The organism is Bartonella sp. 220B (assembly GCF_026930205.1).
In the GTDB taxonomy this organism is placed as follows: Bacteria; Pseudomonadota; Alphaproteobacteria; order Rhizobiales; family Rhizobiaceae; genus Bartonella.
The window spans coordinates 380,679-396,430 of sequence record NZ_JANHOI010000001.1 but is presented as its reverse complement, the minus strand read 5'-3'; the positions used below and the strand labels follow the sequence as shown (position 1 = coordinate 396,430).

Annotated in this window: 17 protein-coding genes and 2 pseudogenes; 10 read left to right on the top strand and 9 right to left on the bottom strand. The window is 39.8% G+C overall.

Annotated features, from left to right (window positions below):
- From NPX99_RS01650 to ruvC, 7 genes and pseudogenes are all read right to left on the bottom strand, one after another.
- Window positions 1-609: pseudogene (locus NPX99_RS01650) on the bottom strand (cell envelope biogenesis protein TolA); the annotation flags it as partial.
- Between the two features lie 87 nt (window positions 610-696).
- Window positions 697-1,146 carry a protein TolR gene (tolR, locus tag NPX99_RS01645; protein WP_269030012.1) on the bottom strand — a complete coding sequence of 150 codons (450 nt, stop codon included), beginning with the start codon at window positions 1,144-1,146 and terminating at the stop codon, window positions 697-699.
- 11 nt (window positions 1,147-1,157) lie between these two features.
- Entirely contained in the window at window positions 1,158-1,871 is a 714-nt protein-coding gene (gene tolQ / locus NPX99_RS01640; protein ID WP_269030011.1) for a protein TolQ, read from the bottom strand.
- 156 nt (window positions 1,872-2,027) lie between these two features.
- Window positions 2,028-2,465 (bottom strand): tol-pal system-associated acyl-CoA thioesterase, encoded by a 438-nt coding sequence (gene ybgC, locus NPX99_RS01635; protein ID WP_269030035.1) that lies wholly within the window; start codon window positions 2,463-2,465, stop codon window positions 2,028-2,030.
- A 225-nt stretch (window positions 2,466-2,690) separates the two neighbouring features.
- The gene (ruvB, locus tag NPX99_RS01630; RefSeq protein ID WP_269030010.1) at window positions 2,691-3,785 is read right to left on the bottom strand and encodes a Holliday junction branch migration DNA helicase RuvB; all 1,095 of its coding nucleotides are present in this window, start codon (window positions 3,783-3,785) and stop codon (window positions 2,691-2,693) included.
- A gap of 13 nt (window positions 3,786-3,798) precedes the next feature.
- Entirely contained in the window at window positions 3,799-4,416 is a 618-nt protein-coding gene (gene ruvA, locus NPX99_RS01625) for a Holliday junction branch migration protein RuvA (protein WP_269030009.1), read from the bottom strand.
- Window positions 4,417-4,446: 30 nt separating this feature from the next.
- Window positions 4,447-4,956, bottom strand: coding sequence for a crossover junction endodeoxyribonuclease RuvC (gene ruvC, locus NPX99_RS01620; RefSeq protein ID WP_269030008.1), 510 nt, complete (start codon window positions 4,954-4,956; stop codon window positions 4,447-4,449).
- Window positions 4,957-5,357: 401 nt separating this feature from the next.
- On the opposite strand from ruvC, the gene NPX99_RS01615 reads away from it, so the two are divergent.
- Window positions 5,358-5,717, top strand: coding sequence for a helix-turn-helix domain-containing protein (locus NPX99_RS01615; protein WP_269030007.1), 360 nt, complete (start codon window positions 5,358-5,360; stop codon window positions 5,715-5,717).
- A gap of 103 nt (window positions 5,718-5,820) precedes the next feature.
- Here NPX99_RS01615 and NPX99_RS01610 read toward each other — a convergent pair whose 3' ends face one another.
- Window positions 5,821-6,339 (bottom strand): DUF1465 family protein, encoded by a 519-nt coding sequence (locus tag NPX99_RS01610; RefSeq protein WP_269030006.1) that lies wholly within the window; start codon window positions 6,337-6,339, stop codon window positions 5,821-5,823.
- Between the two features lie 165 nt (window positions 6,340-6,504).
- Window positions 6,505-7,650: an OpgC family protein gene (locus tag NPX99_RS01605; protein ID WP_269030005.1), complete on the bottom strand. Its 1,146-nt coding sequence runs from the start codon at window positions 7,648-7,650 to the stop codon at window positions 6,505-6,507.
- Between the two features lie 113 nt (window positions 7,651-7,763).
- On the opposite strand from NPX99_RS01605, the gene NPX99_RS01600 reads away from it, so the two are divergent.
- The 9 genes and pseudogenes from NPX99_RS01600 to NPX99_RS01560 all read left to right on the top strand — a co-directional run bounded on the left by NPX99_RS01600 (window position 7,764) and on the right by NPX99_RS01560 (window position 15,467).
- A complete protein-coding gene (locus NPX99_RS01600; RefSeq protein ID WP_269030004.1) occupies window positions 7,764-8,501 on the top strand; it encodes a thiamine phosphate synthase in 738 nt (245 codons plus the stop codon).
- A 186-nt stretch (window positions 8,502-8,687) separates the two neighbouring features.
- Window positions 8,688-9,260 carry a nucleotide-binding protein gene (locus NPX99_RS01595; RefSeq protein WP_269030003.1) on the top strand — a complete coding sequence of 191 codons (573 nt, stop codon included), beginning with the start codon at window positions 8,688-8,690 and terminating at the stop codon, window positions 9,258-9,260.
- A 285-nt stretch (window positions 9,261-9,545) separates the two neighbouring features.
- The gene (gene relB, locus NPX99_RS01590; RefSeq protein WP_269030002.1) at window positions 9,546-9,737 is read left to right on the top strand and encodes a type II toxin-antitoxin system RelB family antitoxin; all 192 of its coding nucleotides are present in this window, start codon (window positions 9,546-9,548) and stop codon (window positions 9,735-9,737) included.
- A gap of 17 nt (window positions 9,738-9,754) precedes the next feature.
- Complete coding sequence (locus tag NPX99_RS01585; RefSeq protein ID WP_269030001.1) at window positions 9,755-9,919, top strand: type II toxin-antitoxin system RelE/ParE family toxin; 165 nt, start codon at window positions 9,755-9,757, stop codon at window positions 9,917-9,919.
- A 214-nt stretch (window positions 9,920-10,133) separates the two neighbouring features.
- Complete coding sequence (locus tag NPX99_RS01580) at window positions 10,134-11,180, top strand: Fic family protein (protein ID WP_269030000.1); 1,047 nt, start codon at window positions 10,134-10,136, stop codon at window positions 11,178-11,180.
- A 533-nt stretch (window positions 11,181-11,713) separates the two neighbouring features.
- On the top strand, window positions 11,714-12,082 hold the full coding sequence (locus NPX99_RS01575; protein ID WP_269029999.1) for a helix-turn-helix domain-containing protein: 369 nt from the start codon (window positions 11,714-11,716) through the stop codon (window positions 12,080-12,082).
- An 865-nt stretch (window positions 12,083-12,947) separates the two neighbouring features.
- On the top strand, window positions 12,948-13,991 hold the full coding sequence (locus tag NPX99_RS01570; RefSeq protein WP_269030034.1) for a tetratricopeptide repeat protein: 1,044 nt from the start codon (window positions 12,948-12,950) through the stop codon (window positions 13,989-13,991).
- Between the two features lie 423 nt (window positions 13,992-14,414).
- Window positions 14,415-14,813, top strand: coding sequence for a hypothetical protein (locus NPX99_RS01565; protein ID WP_269029998.1), 399 nt, complete (start codon window positions 14,415-14,417; stop codon window positions 14,811-14,813).
- 373 nt (window positions 14,814-15,186) lie between these two features.
- Window positions 15,187-15,467, top strand: a pseudogene (locus NPX99_RS01560) (helix-turn-helix domain-containing protein).
- The last annotated feature ends 285 nt before the right edge of the window (window positions 15,468-15,752 follow it).

The window sequence follows — 15,752 nt, the reverse complement described above, 5'->3', positions numbered from 1 at the left end:
GGGCTTCAACCTTGGAGTATCCTCTTGGGGGGTCTCTAAAGGCACCTCGGGCTTCAACCTAGGAGTATCCTCTTGGGGGGGCTCTAAAGGCACCTCGGGCTTCAACCCTGGAGTATCCTCTTGGGGGGGCTCCAAAGGCGCATCGGGCATAAGCTTTGACGCATCCTCTTGCGGAGGCTCTATTTTTGGCGGCATTTCTGTTTTTGCTTGTGAGAATTCCTGTTCTGTCAATTCTGGTAAAGGCTTTTCCAACGGATTCTTTTCTCCTGATGACGGAGGGGTTGCTTCAATGATCCGTGGTTTTTCGTTTGGTTTAAAAGGTGCGAGACTGTCAATTTTTCCTTCTCCAAAATGACGTGCATCCTCTTTTTCTTGTGGTTTGGTCGTTGGTTTTATTGCTGGAATTTCCCCCACAGGAGCCTCCGCTGCCCCTTGTTGAGAAGACAGCTCTTGCGTTAAAGGAGCAAGGGTGATGGGAATTGCTTCCAATTGCTGTGGCAAAGAGACCACACTGATGAAATGGACACTCGCCCAACTGAGCAAAATCCCATGTATAACAAGGGATAAAGCCAAGCCTCGTTTCATGCTATGATAAGAGTCTTTGTTCATCTCCATGCCTTGTGTTTTTTTAGAACTGCCTGTTTCTTCACAGACAAGGTGTATTTTACGTACAACATGTGACAGTTCATCATCATCTTATTGCGCCAAACTGGCTAAAGCCACTTGTGAAAAACCTGCTTTTTGAATATCGGCGAGCAATTTTAACACTTGTTGATATTCAACAGTTTTAGCAGCACGCACAAAAAGACGTTTGTTCTTTTGTGCAGGTTCAGAGTCCAATTTGGCTTTAAGTTGTGCAATCAGCGCTTCAGCTGTTTCATAATAGTCTTGATTAATGGCGAAGCGCCCTCGCGCGTCTAATGAAACCGTAAGCGGCGTGTCTTGCATGTGCACGGGTCCCGCCTGACTATGAGGCAAATCAAGAGGCACCCCGTTGACCAAAAGAGGAGCAGAGACCATAAAAATAATCAACAACACCAGCATGACATCAACAAATGGCGTAACATTGATCTCACTCATTAATTGACGATGCGAATGATGCCGCCTGCGTGTCTTTTTTTGAGAAGAAGCAACAGAAATTCCCATAAAATCTCCCCTTATAATGGTGAATGTGATGTGGTCGTTTCATCAATACGCCGTGAGACAATTGTTGAAAATTCATCAGCAAAATTTTCTATTTGTGCAATAATCCGCGTACTTTCATGGACCAGTTTGTTATAAGCAATAACCGCTGGAATTGCTGCAAACAACCCGATAGCGGTTGCTAAAAGTGCTTCGGCAATGCCTGGTGCAACAATAGCCAATGAGGTATTTTGAGATGCTGAAATAGAAAGAAAGGAACTCATAATTCCAATCACTGTTCCAAAAAGACCGATAAAAGGTCCCGCCGATCCCAATGTAGCTAAAAAACCTAATTTTGATTCTATTTTTGCACTTTCACGTCCCAGCGTAAGATCCATCGCCTTATCAATGCGACTCTGCAAACTTATCGAAGTATGAATGCCCTTTTCAAGGGATTTTTGCCATTCCACCATCGCTGCCATAAAAACAGCAGATATACTGCTGGTGCGCCGACTTTTACATTCTGTATAAAGATCTTCTAACGCTTTACCCGACCAAAAGATACGTTCAAATTGTTTTATATCACGCCGTATTCTTCGATAGGTCAAAATTTTATCAAAAATAATCGCCCAACTCCATATAGAAGCGAGCAGCAAGCCAATCATCACAGCTTTAACAGCAAAACCCGCTTGCATAAACAAATGCAATATTCCAATCACCTCTGGATTTGTTAATTCTACATGCGGCATTTTTTTTGTCCCTCTCAATGAAAGATTGATTTGTTAAAAGTTAATAAAACAGATTGTTTTATAGTTTCTAAATTTCAGAAAAAATTTCACTCTGCTCAGCCAAAGCACCAAGACCCAAAGTACCAAAACAATGTTCATTTTGAACAGAGTACAATTTTAAACAAGCATTGTCGAAAAAAGCTCTTTAGGTAAACGTCGTGGTTTTCCTATTTCATTAATGAGAGCAATTTCCACTTTTGCTGTTACCAACATCTCATCTTCACGCATAAGCACCTGTTCCATAAAAAAGCGTGCTCCTTGACGACGATTAATCCGTGTTTTGATTGTTAAAAGATTATCGATTTGCGCTGGATGTAAAAAATTGATATCCATATGACGAACCACAAAAAACAGTTTTTCCCCTTCAATCCCAGATGCTAACATCTTGCTATTAAAACCTGTCTCCCGTAAAAATTCTGAACGTCCTCGTTCAAAAAATTCCAGATAGCGAGCATGATAAACCACGCCAGAGAAATCTGTATCAGCAACATACACGCGTACCTGAAAATCATGAAAAGTGTTTGTATGATCATTTTTAAAAGAAGATGTTTCCATCACTTGTGCCATCCCATCCCATTTTTTGGAGTTGTAAATTGTCCTTTATATCACATCATTGACGGTATTTTTGTGTTAAAATCATGGAATTGAGGGCACAACACCCGCAAAGGCTCCAAGCTTATTCTATAAGCATTCCCCTACAGCCCCTATAGAGACAATATCCCCATACAGACACTCTATTGTTATCTATAATCAACACTGACAGCTTTAAAAAACACTCTTTTAGTCATCTTCTTCATCCCACAAAGTCGTTTGAAAGGATGAATTATTTTGTCTCCCAGCCAATTGAGTGCGTTTTTGTGTTGAAGTTGTAGAGAGCGGAGCAGACAATCCTAAATGCCCCCACGCTTGTTCTGTAAGAATTCGCCCTCGTGCCGTGCGTTGAATAAAACCTTGCTGGAGCAGATAGGGTTCAATAATATCTTCAATGGCATCCCGCGGCTCTGAGAGAGCCGCCGCAATTGTTTCAATTCCCACCGGACCACCCAAAAAAGTTTCCGCAATCAACAGCAAATAACGACGATCAAGCGGATCGAGTCCTAAATGGTCAACTTCAAGACGAGACAGCGCTTCATCGGCAACATTACGGTCAATTTTTCCGGCACCCTTCACCAGAGCAAAGTCACAAACCCTGCGCAATAACCGCCCGGCGATGCGTGGTGTCCCACGTGCACGGCGGGCAATTTCATGGGCACCATCATCACTAATCTGTACAGCAAAAAGCCGAGCATTGCGTTTAACGATATATTCCAATTCCTCTATGGTATAAAAATTGAGACGGATTGGGATACCGAAACGGTCTCGTAATGGGGTTGTCAACAGCCCCAAACGGGTCGTTGCAGCCACCAAGGTAAATTTAGCAAGATCAATTTTAACCGAACGGGCTGCTGGTCCTTCCCCAATGATAAGGTCCAGCTGATAATCTTCCATAGCTGGATAAAGAATTTCTTCAATTGCTGGACTTAAACGATGAATTTCATCAATAAAAAGCACATCACGTTCTTCTAGATTAGTCAAAAGAGCTGCCAAATCTCCTGCTTTAGCAATCACGGGTCCTGAGGTAGAGCGAAAATTAACACCCAATTCTTTAGCCATAATTTGTGAAAGGGTTGTTTTTCCCAAACCAGGGGGGCCGACAAACAAAACATGGTCGAGCGCCTCTTGGCGCGCTTTTGCTGCTTCGATAAATATTTTCAAATTTGCCCGTGCCGCCTCTTGACCAATAAAGTCATCGAGCACTTGCGGCCTTAAGGAACGATCTGGATCGTTAGGAAGGGGAATGGCCCCCAAAAGGCGTTGTTCTTCATCTTTATGCATTGTTACCTTTTACTCAACTAGAGGAAGAAAGCAGTTTGAGGCTATGGCGAATAAGCACAGCAGAGGAAACATCTTCTCCTTCAAGATCTTTCCTTGCCAAAGCAAGAGCACGGGCTGCTTGATCTCGTTCAAAACCGAGATTGATCAAAGCAGAAAGTGCCTCGTTGGTTGGTTGATTAGCCATTTCCAGATGTGCAATAGGAGCAGACTGAAAAGCATTGTCATGGAAGGGAAGTGCTTTACTTTTGAGTTCACGAACAATTCTTTCACTGACTTTTTTACCAACGCCTGGAGCACGGCTTATCATGGCAATATCATTTAATGCAATGGCTTGTGCGAGTTCATCTGGTGATAAAGTTCCCAAAATTGCCAAAGCAACCTTCGCCCCCACACCCGGCACATTTTGCAGCAAGCAAAACCATTCTTGTTCTGCTCTTGTCGCAAAACCAAACAGACGAATTGCCTCTTCACGCACATGTGTTTCAATAAAGAGGCTTATATTTTCACCAAGAGCCGGTAAAGAAGGACGCAGCCGATTTGAGATAAAAACAACATACCCCACCCCATGAACATCAACAAGGATATGATCATCAAAGATATGTTCAAGGGTCCCTTTTAATTTACCGATCATGCTGTAATCTCACTCATACCATAACCTCGATCATGCTGTAATTCTTGAACGATGAGAGATGCTGCTGCGGTGCATGCTATGGCAAAGAGCAAGAGCGAGCGCATCAGCCGCATCATTGCTATCAAATTCAGCACGAGGCAGCAAAACTTTTACCATCATATGAATTTGTTCTTTAGCACCATGACCAACACCAATAACTGATTTTTTTACTTTATTTGGCGCATATTCAAAAACGGGAAGATTTGCTTGCGCTGGAACAAGCAGAGCAACAGCACGCGCTTGACCAAGTTTTAAAGTAGCCGTAGCATCTTTATTGACAAACACATGTTCCACAGCCGCTTCATGGGGCATAAATTGATGCACGATCTCTGAAAGTCCTCTATAGAGTTGGCAGAGTCTGGAAGCAAGGTCACAGCGTACATTAGAAGAAACCGTCCCTGCTGCAATGAATTGAAGGCGATTTCCTAAGAGATCGATGACCCCCCATCCTGTATGCCGTAATCCGGGATCAATGCCTATAATACGAATCGTCTCTGCCATAAATCGCAAGTCTATACACTTTTGCCGTGTTTGAACAGATGCACTTATAAACAAAGAAAAAAGAGATTGAAATGCCTTGAGCCAAGCATAGTGCTAAAGACAAAGCCTCTCAGAAAAACTGTAAATTACAGAAACATTTTCATTTTTATTGTAAATCCCCCGAAATTCCTTTATGACTAAAAAGGTGATTTTGGTCGTATACGCAACGATCAATAGGGATCTAAAAACCCGAAGACTCAAACATAAAATTTCCCCCGCTTTGCGGGTGTCCCGGAATTCCGGGAGATTTTGCTATGTCCAGGTGCAATAAGCACTAAAAGCAAAATGCTGATTTGAGTCAGTGTTTTTAGACTCCCGGAATACCAACGCGAGGGCGCTCGCAACCGGTGGGGGGGCATAAAATGCAAGCCAAAAATCTTTTTCACGATATTTTGATAGGCAAAAAAATTCGCCTTAAGCGCAAAATGCTGAAAATGTCTCAGAAAGAATTAGGGAGCTACTTGAGGGTAAGCGCGCAACAAATCCAAAAATATGAAACAGGATTAAATCGTATAAGCGCAGGGCGTTTGAACGAAATTGCCAATATTCTCAATGTGCCACTTTCTTTTTTTTACGCGGAGATTTTTACAAAACAACAGCCCCCATACCCTCATGATGAAATCATCTCGAGCAAAGAGGAATATCTGCTTTTAAAAAGCTTTAGAGTTCTCAATTCTGTAAAACAAAGGGCAATTTTACAGCTCATCTCTGATCAGAAGTAAAATCTTGAATAAGTAAGATCAATACGCAAAAGTGCCACTGCTTTTCTCACCAGTTTTGATGTGATGCGAAATACAAAAAACGCGATACAAAATTTTCTAAGAACTAAGAATGCCGAAATGCTGTTTTCAGAAATTCGATTTGTTTTCCTACGGGATTTTCCTCTTCTACGAGATGAGGTAATCCGTCTTCTTTATTGGTGCGTATATATTGCATACGCGCTTCGAGACGCAGCGAACGTGCAACAAAATTGCGGAAGACTGCTGGTAATTCTTGCCAATGAGCACTTTCTAATTCTAGTGTTGGTGTATGCAATGATACTTTTGCAATTTCTTTTTGTATTTGTTCTGGTGTCATTTCTCCTTCGCGCTCGGCGCGAAGAAGGAGGAGTTGAGAGGCAATTTGCATTAGCCTTGTACTGAGAAACATTGCTTCTTTTGCATAAAGAGCAGAAATTTCTGCTGAAAGAGAACGTGCAACGAATTTTCCTTCGGTGTCGATATAGGTTGCTGTTTCTTCGATCAATGTCATCGTCTCTTCATAGAGGCGATTAAAAGCATTTTCAAAAGCACTATGCTCAATCATGATGATGGGTTCATCATCGGAATGTTTAGGTGCACTCACGCTTTATACTCCAAATATCCTCACAAAAATTACGATCTTCAACGAAGTGAGAATGAAAAAGTTTCTTTATTTTCTATAGTGAATAATTTTTTTAATTAACTACCTCTTTTAAAATTCTTGCGCAATGTGCTTCTTAAGCTAAGGTTAACGCGTCTAAGAGCAGCATTACAAACTGGCAGTTTTTTTTGCAGAAAACCGCTGCAAAGAGTGACGTTTTTCACAATAATAAGCGACCCCAAATTGCACTATAATACCACTTACAATGAGAAGGGTATCGGAAAAAAACGTTCCTGTCATCATTGTTTTTAAAATCTGCCCAAACATAGCAAACACCGTACCGGTTACAAAGACTGCTAAACTGTGTTTTCCTAAGATTGCCAAGGGATGTTGTGGAGAGACACGAAAACACGCACTCAAGCGCGGCAAACAGAGAAACAGCGTCGCTAAAGCAATCACATGAAGCAGACGCGGCAAACTTAAAAAAGTTTTATTAAAATTCATCAAAGGGGAAGAAGACCAGCCAAGCCACTGTACAACACCCCACCAATTCAAGCGGACCCATAACAGCGAAAGCAAAAGATAGCTAGCAGCAAGCACAAGCCAAAAAGGCTGAAAAGCGATGGTTTTTCCTTGTTTAAGAGACAAAGTGCTCGTCACACCGATAACAAACAAGAATTGCCAAGACAAAGGATTAAAAAACCACTGTCCTGGTAAAGGATAAGAAGGTGGAGCAATCTCATAAAACCCACAGAGGAGATAGAGCATGAACGAGCTCAAAAGCAGCAGCCCTTTGTGCTTACAACTGCAATAAAGGAGAAGAGGTGCAAAAAACATCAGAGTCATATAAAGGGGAAGAATATTATTATATCCCAATTGATGCCCCAAGCTTAAGATGCTAAAAAAAGCAACAAAAGGTTGGGTATAAAAGAGCCCCACATTGTTCATCATTAAAAGTCGCTCTGTACGCCATAATAAGAAGGCCCCTAAAAAAAGGCTAAGCGTTACAAAAGTTGTAAAAAGATAGGCTCCATAAAGCTGCAAAGCTCTCTGCCAAAGTTTGCGAACAGTAAAAACAAAAGACTCTTGATATAAATGCGCATGAAAACTTAATCCAAGCGAAACCCCTGAAAGCAAAACAAAGACTTCTGCTGAATCGGAAAAACCAAAGTTTTTATGTGTGATATGTTCGTATAAGGTTCCAGGAATATGGTTGATGAAAATCGTCAATAAGGCTAAAGAACGAAAAACATCAATACGTGTATCACGATAAGAAGGATGTGTTTTATGCTTAAAAACGGTTTGGACACTCATAAACGGACCTCCATACGCAACAAAAGAGATCATTCGCTTTTAGCAAAGCGCACTTATATGATGAAAGTTTATTTTTAAAAGTCAAGTTTATTTTTTAAAATCAAGGACTTTACATGACAAAACAAAAAAATAAACCGCCCGAATCGCATCTTGAATCGCATCCTCAAACGGAATCTTATCCTCAATTGGTTTTGACATTAGATGTTCGACGGTCTTTAGATTCTGAGCTTTTGCGCCAACTCTTGTACACCCCAACCTCGCAAAGGCAAAGCACCCAAACCCCAACCGTGCAACCCCAAAGTTTGCAAACCAAATCTTTTGCATGCGTCATTCTCTATGATTCCCAAGATGATGATGTTTTTTTACAAAAACAAGCACAACTCTACGGAGAAGATATTCAACGAGCGGATAGCGCCCTTCTTATTGCGGGTGACAGCCGCATTGCAGGACGAATAAAGGCGGATGGCTTGCATGTAGAGGGTGATTTTAACGCTCTTGCAAACCTTGAAAATCAAAAAAAGGAGCAAAAAATCATAGGTTTTGGAAATGTGCGCAATCGCCATAGCGCCATGCTTGCTGGAGAAGCCGGCGTGGACTATCTGCTATTTGGAAAACTTGGTGCTGATAAAAAACCACATGCACACCCGCGCAATGTGCAGTTAGGACAATGGTGGGCAGAAGTGATGGAAATCCCTGCCATTGTTCAAGCGGGGAGCGATTTTGCAAGTTTTGATGAAGTGCTCAAAACCGCTTGTGAATTTATCGCTGTTGAAGAAATCATTTTTACCCACGATAATCCCTTGATAATACTTGAAATGATGAAAGAAAAATGTAAAAAATCGCCCCTGTAATGCGCAGAAACTATCATGAACGATTAGTGATACAGAGGGGGGACACAAGTGAGTCACATAAGACACGATGGAACGTTTGAAGATCTTCAAAACATAGTGCGCAAAGCTGGATATAAAATCATAAACGTTACATCCGAACCAATTTTCGCTGGGCCCCAACGCATTCTCACTGGGATAGCGCATAATATGAAAACTTCTAAGGGAAAAACCATTACTTGGTTTACAAACACAGGAATAGTCTACTGTCACGGTGAAAGAACCATAGAAAAAGAGTTGGCTAAGCATATAAAGGAAAAATCATCCCCTCCTTCTCTAAAAGTTTTTATCGTTCATGGTCATGATTCTGCTGCTCTAGAGCAACTTGAACTTATTCTTCATAAGCTTAAGCTTGAACCATACGTCTTGCAAAATACGAGTGGAAATGGTTCAACCATCATTGAAGCTTTAGAAACAGAAATCTGTACACCAACCCGTTCAATAAAATTTGGTATTGTTCTGCTTACTCCTGATGACATGGGCTATGCCAAATCTGCCGGTGCAACAGCAGCAAAACCTCGTGCACGACAAAATGTTATTCTCGAAATGGGCATGTTAATGTCCGCACTTTCTCGCAAAAATGTTGCTATTCTCATAAAAGAAGACCAAAATATTGAGAAACCTTCAGATATGAGTGGAATTATGTACATTCCTTTCCAAGAACACGTAAAAGAAACAGTTCCAAAACTTACTGAACAATTAATAGACTCTGGTTACTATTGATCCAAAAGCAATTGCTTATGCATTCAGTTAAATTTAAACAACGCCCACTGAGGATTTCAAACAACTTCTTGAAATAAAGATGAAAGAAATTTGTTCGATTTAAAAATCGAGAAAGAATTGGAGTATTCCAGTGGAGAATATTGTATCCCTTTCCGTGAAAGAGCAACTTATAGAATAATTTATCGTTTAAGCCAAAGGAGTATTGAAAAATTTATGGACAACAGAGTGTGGATGCATAATAATGATAGCGTCTAAAATAGAGGAAAATGGAAAGGAAATACTATCATGAAAAGTACCCTTTCTCCGTTCGTCTCAGAATTTGAAACCATTGAACAGGAAAACAGCTATACTACGTGGCTCCGTGAAAAAGCAGCAAGGAGCCTTGCAAATCCATATCCTGCACTTGCGCATGATGAAGTTATGGCTGAAATGGAAACTATCATAGAACAGCTTGAAGCTGAACAGAAGAAATTCTAATGCTACCAGTTGTCTGATTGCCTTCGGCGCGCAATGATTTACGTCAAATTTTAACTTACATTGCTCGAGAAAATCCGCCTGCTGCGCGGCGAATGAAAAAACTTCTGGAAGCTTGTGTCCTGCCATTGTCCGAACATCCGTACCTGTATCGCCAACGTGAGAGGGAACGCGCTCCCATATAGCGCTGTAGTGACCAATCTATACGAGCAAGTAAGCTTAATAAAAACAACAATTTTTCATAACGAGAGTTGTCCATCATGACACGAAGTGGATTGTGGTCAACTCTTACCTAATAAGGCTCGTTGTGGAATATTGTCTAACAGCTTTATTAAATATTTATTACGTATTTTGTATGTACTAATTGACAATCAGGTATAATCAGGCATATATTCCGGTATGCAAACAGATACACTTCAAATTACACAAGAGTTACTGAATCTCATTTCTGAGATTGATGAATTTAAAGGTGCATGGCGCGCTCTTGGTACTCTTGCGCCTGAGCGATTGAATGCTCTTCGCCATATTGCTACTGTTGAAAGTATCGGTTCTTCCACGCGCATTGAAGGCAGCAAATTAACAGACCGCGAGATTGAACAGCTTTTGGTAAATTTAGAAATTAAACATTTTAAGAGTCGTGATGAACAAGAAGTTATCGGCTATGCCAAGGTCATGGAGACAATCTTTCAATCTTGGAATGATATTCCTATTACAGAAAATCATATAAAACAACTTCATCGTGACCTTTTGTGCTGTAGCGATAAAGATGAACGACATCGAGGCGAATATAAGACTCTACGCAATGACGTAGCAGCATTTAATTCTCAAGGAAAAATGGTTGGTATCGTTTTTGAAACAGCCACACCATTTGATACACCATATCGAATGCAAGAACTTATTACTTGGTTCAATAAAACCAATGAATTGAAGAATCTTCACCCTTTGCTTACGATTGGTATTTTTAATGTTACTTTTTTAGCTATCCATCCTTTTCAAGATGGGAATGGACGTTTAAGTCGTATCTTAACCACTCTGCTTTTGTTACAAAAAGGTTATGTTTATGTACCATATTCGTCACTTGAAAATATTATTGAAAATAATAAAGAAAGCTACTACTTAGCTTTGAATCAAACTCAAAAAACAATTTATACTAAAACACCTAATTGGCAGCCTTGGATACTCTTTTTTTTACGTGCTCTACAAAAACAAAAACGCCAATTAGAAATAAAAATAGAGAGTGAAAAAAATGCTCTTTTTTCCTTATCTGAATTGGCTCTTAATATTCTTGATTATGTCCGTGATCATGGACGCGTTACATCTCGTGATATGGTGCGTGAAATCGGAGCAAGCCCAAACACACTTAAAGCAACCTTTACATCACTCGTTGAAAAAGGTCTTTTGATACGTCATGGTGGTGGACGATCAACTTGGTATAGCTTACCTTAATCGTTTTAACAGCGATTTCTTACGACCATTGGCATAGTAATGATTGGCTTAACTTTTGTAGGTCTAATATTTCTACGTTTCATAAACAAACGCAGGGGTGCTAGGATTGCGAGAAATCATAGCGCATCCGAACTATCTTATATTGTACCGAGTAGCGACAAGGAAAATTGAGATTGTTACCGTAGCACACGCCCGCCGTGAATTTCCACTCTCCATTTGATTTGATGCACAACACAGAACCTCTCAGAAAAACTATAAATTACAGAAACTTTTTCATTTTTATTGTAAATCCCCTGAAATTCCTTTATGACTCAAAAGGTGATTTTGGTCGTCTACGCAACGATCAAGAGGGAAAACAAGCCCTAAGCTCTAGCGTAAAATGAACCCACTCTGTGGGTATCCCGGGATTCCGGGAGATTTTGCTATGTCCAGGTGCTTTAAGCACTAAAAGCAAAAAACTGACTAGAGCTCAGTACTTGTTACTCCCGGAATACCAACGCGAGGGCGCTCGCACCCGGTGGGGGGGGCATGAAATGCAAACCAAAAACCTTTTTCACGACATTTTGATAGGCAAAAAAATTCGTTTTAAGCGAAGAATGCTGAAAATCTCTCAAAAAGCATTAGGGCAATCTTTAAATCTAAGCGCACAGCAAATTCAAAAATATGAAACAGGTCTCAATCGTGCAAGCGCCGGTCGTTTGAACGAAATTGCCAATATTCTCAATGTGCCACTTTCCTTTTTTTACACTGATATCCTCACAAAACAACAGCCCCCATACCCTCATGATGAAATCATCTCGAGCAAAGAGGAATATCTGCTTTTAAAAAGCTTTAGAGTGCTGAACTCTGTCAAACAGAAAGCCATTTTACAACTCATCTCTGATCAAAAGGAAAACGTTTAAAATCATGGTAGCCCCCTCTCTTTATTCATGAACATTTTCTAAGAGGACAAATTTCAAAAAACAACGGTTGAAAATTTATTGGGTCAATTTGAAGTCGCACCTAATACATTATCTAACGGTGGCTCTCACCATTTAACGGTAAATCCATTGAACACCATCTTTAATCTTATAAAAGAACAAGCCAACATCATTATTCTGTTTACCGATTGCCAATTGTTGCAACAGCTCTTGCCTTAAGGCAATGCATAACAGGCATTTTTACCCCTCAAATCATAATAGCCTCCTCCTTCTCTGTTCACAAACATTCAATAGAAAAATGACCACACTAAATGGGACAGCCAAACAATCCCGAACAAGAGATGGACAGCAAACAAAGCTTCTTAACAAAAATGATAAAAGGCCATCCATTTTTTTCACCATCCATCTCATTTCAGTGGCTACAGCCATCCGTCTTTTTCAGTAGATTTTGAATCTATGGCAAAATATCCATGAAAAAAACCACCTCGACACCCGCACAATGCCAATTCACACAAACGCGCAATCTTCAGTGAAGGAAATGATGTGCAGAAAGGATAAAAATCCTCACACTGTTTCAAGCAGAAAACAATCTTACAACTGATTTTTTTGCCGGAGCTTATAGAAAAAAATTTAGAAATTTCTATAAAACAATCAAAGACACAAGAAGATAAAAATATTCAAAAATGCGTTACAACTCTCGAAGAACGATTAAAACAATCTATGAATTTATTGCCATTGCTGATATCCTCTTTACCCACAACAATCCCTTACCAACACTTGAAATGATGAAAAAAAAATGTAAAATTTTTCCATTGCTGGGGAGAGAGCATCAATGATAAAGCAAGGCATGATAAAAACAAGCACGACACTGTTCATTTTGAGTGTGATGTGGCTTGCAACCATTGTTGAAAGCTCTGCTAACCTTACCGAAGAAGCCTCAAATTTTGAGCATTCCCTCAATACCATTCAAGAATCTTCAGAAACAAAAGAACCTTTCCAACCCTTACAGGCAGGGCAATATGATCAAGCCTATGACTATTATATCCAAGGCTATTATTTGAAAGCTTTTCGTGAAGCGCTAAAGCGTGCAGAACAAAATGATCCCTTTGCACAAACCCTTCTTGCGCGCATTTATATGGAAGGATGCGCCGTTCCTATTGATGGTGCACGCGCCGCTTTGTGGTATGGACGCGCAGCAAAACAGGGCGAACCGCAAGCACAATTGCGCTATGGACTCATGTTGTTTGATGGTCATTTTGTTACACAAAATCAAGAACTTGGCGAACAGTTTATTCAAAAATCTCTCGAAGCTGGTGTAAAAGAAGCCTATTTTTATTATGGAAAAATGCTTCTCTACAAAGCCTCACGTGAAAAGCAGGCTCTTCCTGGTGTTTCCTCACAAAACCATGAAAATGAAGCGAAAGAACAAGCTTTAAAATGGTTCTTAAAAGGCGCTGCCCTTGGTGATGCGAATGCTGCTTTTGCCGCAGCAAGAATACTTGCCACGGGCACATTAACACGGCCAAAGGATGACCGTAATGCACGCAGACTCATGGAAGCAGCCGCACAAAATAAACATTTTGAGGCACAAATTCTTTTGGCACAATGGCTTGTGCAAGGGCGTGGAGGAGAAACCGATTTTCAACGTGCTTTTCGTTTGCTTCTCAGTAATGCGCACGACATGATTCCACCAGCACAGATTTCTCTTGCAAGGCTTTATCGGGATGGAATAGGCACAAAAGGCGATATCATCATGGCTGCCGCATGGTATATCCTTGCCAAGCAAGCGAAAATGGAAGCGCCTGACCTTGAAATGATGCTCCAAGGGATGAACAATGCACAATTGGAAAAAGCGCAAAAAGAGGCAATAAAACTCCTTCCTATTTTTTAAGAACGCTTTGAAAGCAATGCTATTTTTTTTACCTCCAAGAGATAAAATTTATAGAAATTCCGAGAGTTTTTGCACTGTTCAGATGCTTTAAGCACTAAAAGCAAAAAAGACTGACTAGAGTTCAGTATTTTCAAGCTCCCAGAATACGCATAAGAGGGTGCTCGCAACCGACGTGAAAATGCAAACACAAAAATTGCTTTTTTATCGCAATCACTAAAAGCAGCAGTTTATTAAAAATACGCCGCAAGAAACACTTCAAGCAGCCTTAAACGAAAGCTGTAGCCATTATTCATTGATTAATTACCGCTTGATTGAAACCTGATATGTTGTTAGTGTCGTTATGAGTAAAGTTGTTCTTATTTCTGGAATAGAAACTTCTCAAGAGAGTCTAGCAATAACGAGCAATAATAAGGGGGAATTAAAATGTTAAAATATTTATTGGTATCACCGGTTGTGTTGGTGGCAGGGTGTGCATCTGTAGGCAGTTATTCATCAAATTATGTTGATCAAAGTCTTACGAAACATCAGGCAAAATTAGTCGCTGGCGATTTTATTGGCAATATAAAAAGACCTTTACCACCAGCTACAACCACACTTCTTATAAAGAAAAATGATACAGCAGACAATTTTACTCCTTTATTTATCAATCTATTGCGACAGAATGGATATAATGTGATCTACACAGATCAACCTCAAAAGCAGAAAAACATGGGCGTAAATTTGAGTTATAGCATACGATTAAATAATAGAGTTATATTATCTCTTCTTCAGTATAATGTTGCCGGAGAGCCACGTGCTCATATAAGTACTCGTCCTAGATGAACGCACTATTTAATGTAAACGTTATTTATATTTTAAACGTCAAGACTTAAAAGTTCTTGCGAAAAGCAAAGAAATTTGCACCTCAATAAAAACCCTCAGTTTAGCCAGAGCGGATAAATTTTATTATATATTGTAACGATATAAAATAATGTAAGTTATAGCTTTAAGATTTAAGGAAAGAAGAGTCCTAAAAACAATGAAAATGCTCCACACCCTAGCGAATTATTATGTGAAGATGTAGATGCAAAACTTGGCTTATCTGTAATTGAAGCAGCTAAATAGCTTTCTATATACCCTGTAGCATTTTCTAGGATATTGGTAAAATCCTCATAACGATATTTTTATAGGCAAAAAAATTCGTTTTAGGCGAAAAATGTTGAAAATGTCTCAGAAAGCATGAGGGCACCATTTAGGTGTAAGCGCGCAACAAATTCAAAAATATGAAAAAAGCTTAAATCCTGTCAGCGCAGGGCACTTAAAAGAAATTGTCTATATCTTGAATGTTCTGCTTGTCTTTTTTTATGCTGATCTCTTAACAAAACAGCAACCTTCCAATGAAATTGCATTAAGCACAGGAAATACCTGCTGCTCAAAAGATTGAGAGTTCTAACCTCGATGAAACAAAGAGCCATTTTACCGCTGATCTCTGATTAAAATGCAAGCTAACATCATACGATAGTACACACCAAGCTCTATCACATGAGACACTATAACAAACTCCATCTTCAAATATTCATCACATATTCTCATAAAAACATCTCATGATTTTACGGAACTTATATCATCTTCATCAATTATATCATTGCCATCAATTATGATATTTTACGACACAACGGGATGCCCCCCTAAAAAATTCTAAAAAAATTTTGTGCAAATTTTTAAAAGACTTGCGTCTGAGCACTTTTTATGGTCTTGCAAAGAAATGAAAAGCAAAAAACA

What these genes read in the sequence shown, in the direction of transcription:
- ruvB (WP_269030010.1), bottom strand. Translation starts at nt 3,785, where the DNA reads ATGCATAAAGATGAAGAACAACGCCTTTTGGGGGCCATTCCCCTTCCT.
- NPX99_RS01605 (WP_269030005.1), bottom strand. Translation starts at nt 7,650, where the DNA reads ATGAGTGTCCAAACCGTTTTTAAGCATAAAACACATCCTTCTTATCGT.
- ruvC (WP_269030008.1), bottom strand. Translation starts at nt 4,956, where the DNA reads ATGGCAGAGACGATTCGTATTATAGGCATTGATCCCGGATTACGGCAT.
- NPX99_RS01600 (WP_269030004.1), top strand. Translation starts at nt 7,764, where the DNA reads ATGACAAAACAAAAAAATAAACCGCCCGAATCGCATCTTGAATCGCAT.
- ruvA (WP_269030009.1), bottom strand. Translation starts at nt 4,416, where the DNA reads ATGATCGGTAAATTAAAAGGGACCCTTGAACATATCTTTGATGATCAT.
- NPX99_RS01615 (WP_269030007.1), top strand. Translation starts at nt 5,358, where the DNA reads ATGCAAGCCAAAAATCTTTTTCACGATATTTTGATAGGCAAAAAAATT.
- tolQ (WP_269030011.1), bottom strand. Translation starts at nt 1,871, where the DNA reads ATGCCGCATGTAGAATTAACAAATCCAGAGGTGATTGGAATATTGCAT.
- NPX99_RS01580 (WP_269030000.1), top strand. Translation starts at nt 10,134, where the DNA reads ATGCAAACAGATACACTTCAAATTACACAAGAGTTACTGAATCTCATT.
- NPX99_RS01565 (WP_269029998.1), top strand. Translation starts at nt 14,415, where the DNA reads ATGTTAAAATATTTATTGGTATCACCGGTTGTGTTGGTGGCAGGGTGT.
- NPX99_RS01575 (WP_269029999.1), top strand. Translation starts at nt 11,714, where the DNA reads ATGCAAACCAAAAACCTTTTTCACGACATTTTGATAGGCAAAAAAATT.
- NPX99_RS01595 (WP_269030003.1), top strand. Translation starts at nt 8,688, where the DNA reads ATGAAAACTTCTAAGGGAAAAACCATTACTTGGTTTACAAACACAGGA.
- ybgC (WP_269030035.1), bottom strand. Translation starts at nt 2,465, where the DNA reads ATGGAAACATCTTCTTTTAAAAATGATCATACAAACACTTTTCATGAT.
- NPX99_RS01570 (WP_269030034.1), top strand. Translation starts at nt 12,948, where the DNA reads ATGATAAAAACAAGCACGACACTGTTCATTTTGAGTGTGATGTGGCTT.
- relB (WP_269030002.1), top strand. Translation starts at nt 9,546, where the DNA reads ATGAAAAGTACCCTTTCTCCGTTCGTCTCAGAATTTGAAACCATTGAA.
- tolR (WP_269030012.1), bottom strand. Translation starts at nt 1,146, where the DNA reads ATGGGAATTTCTGTTGCTTCTTCTCAAAAAAAGACACGCAGGCGGCAT.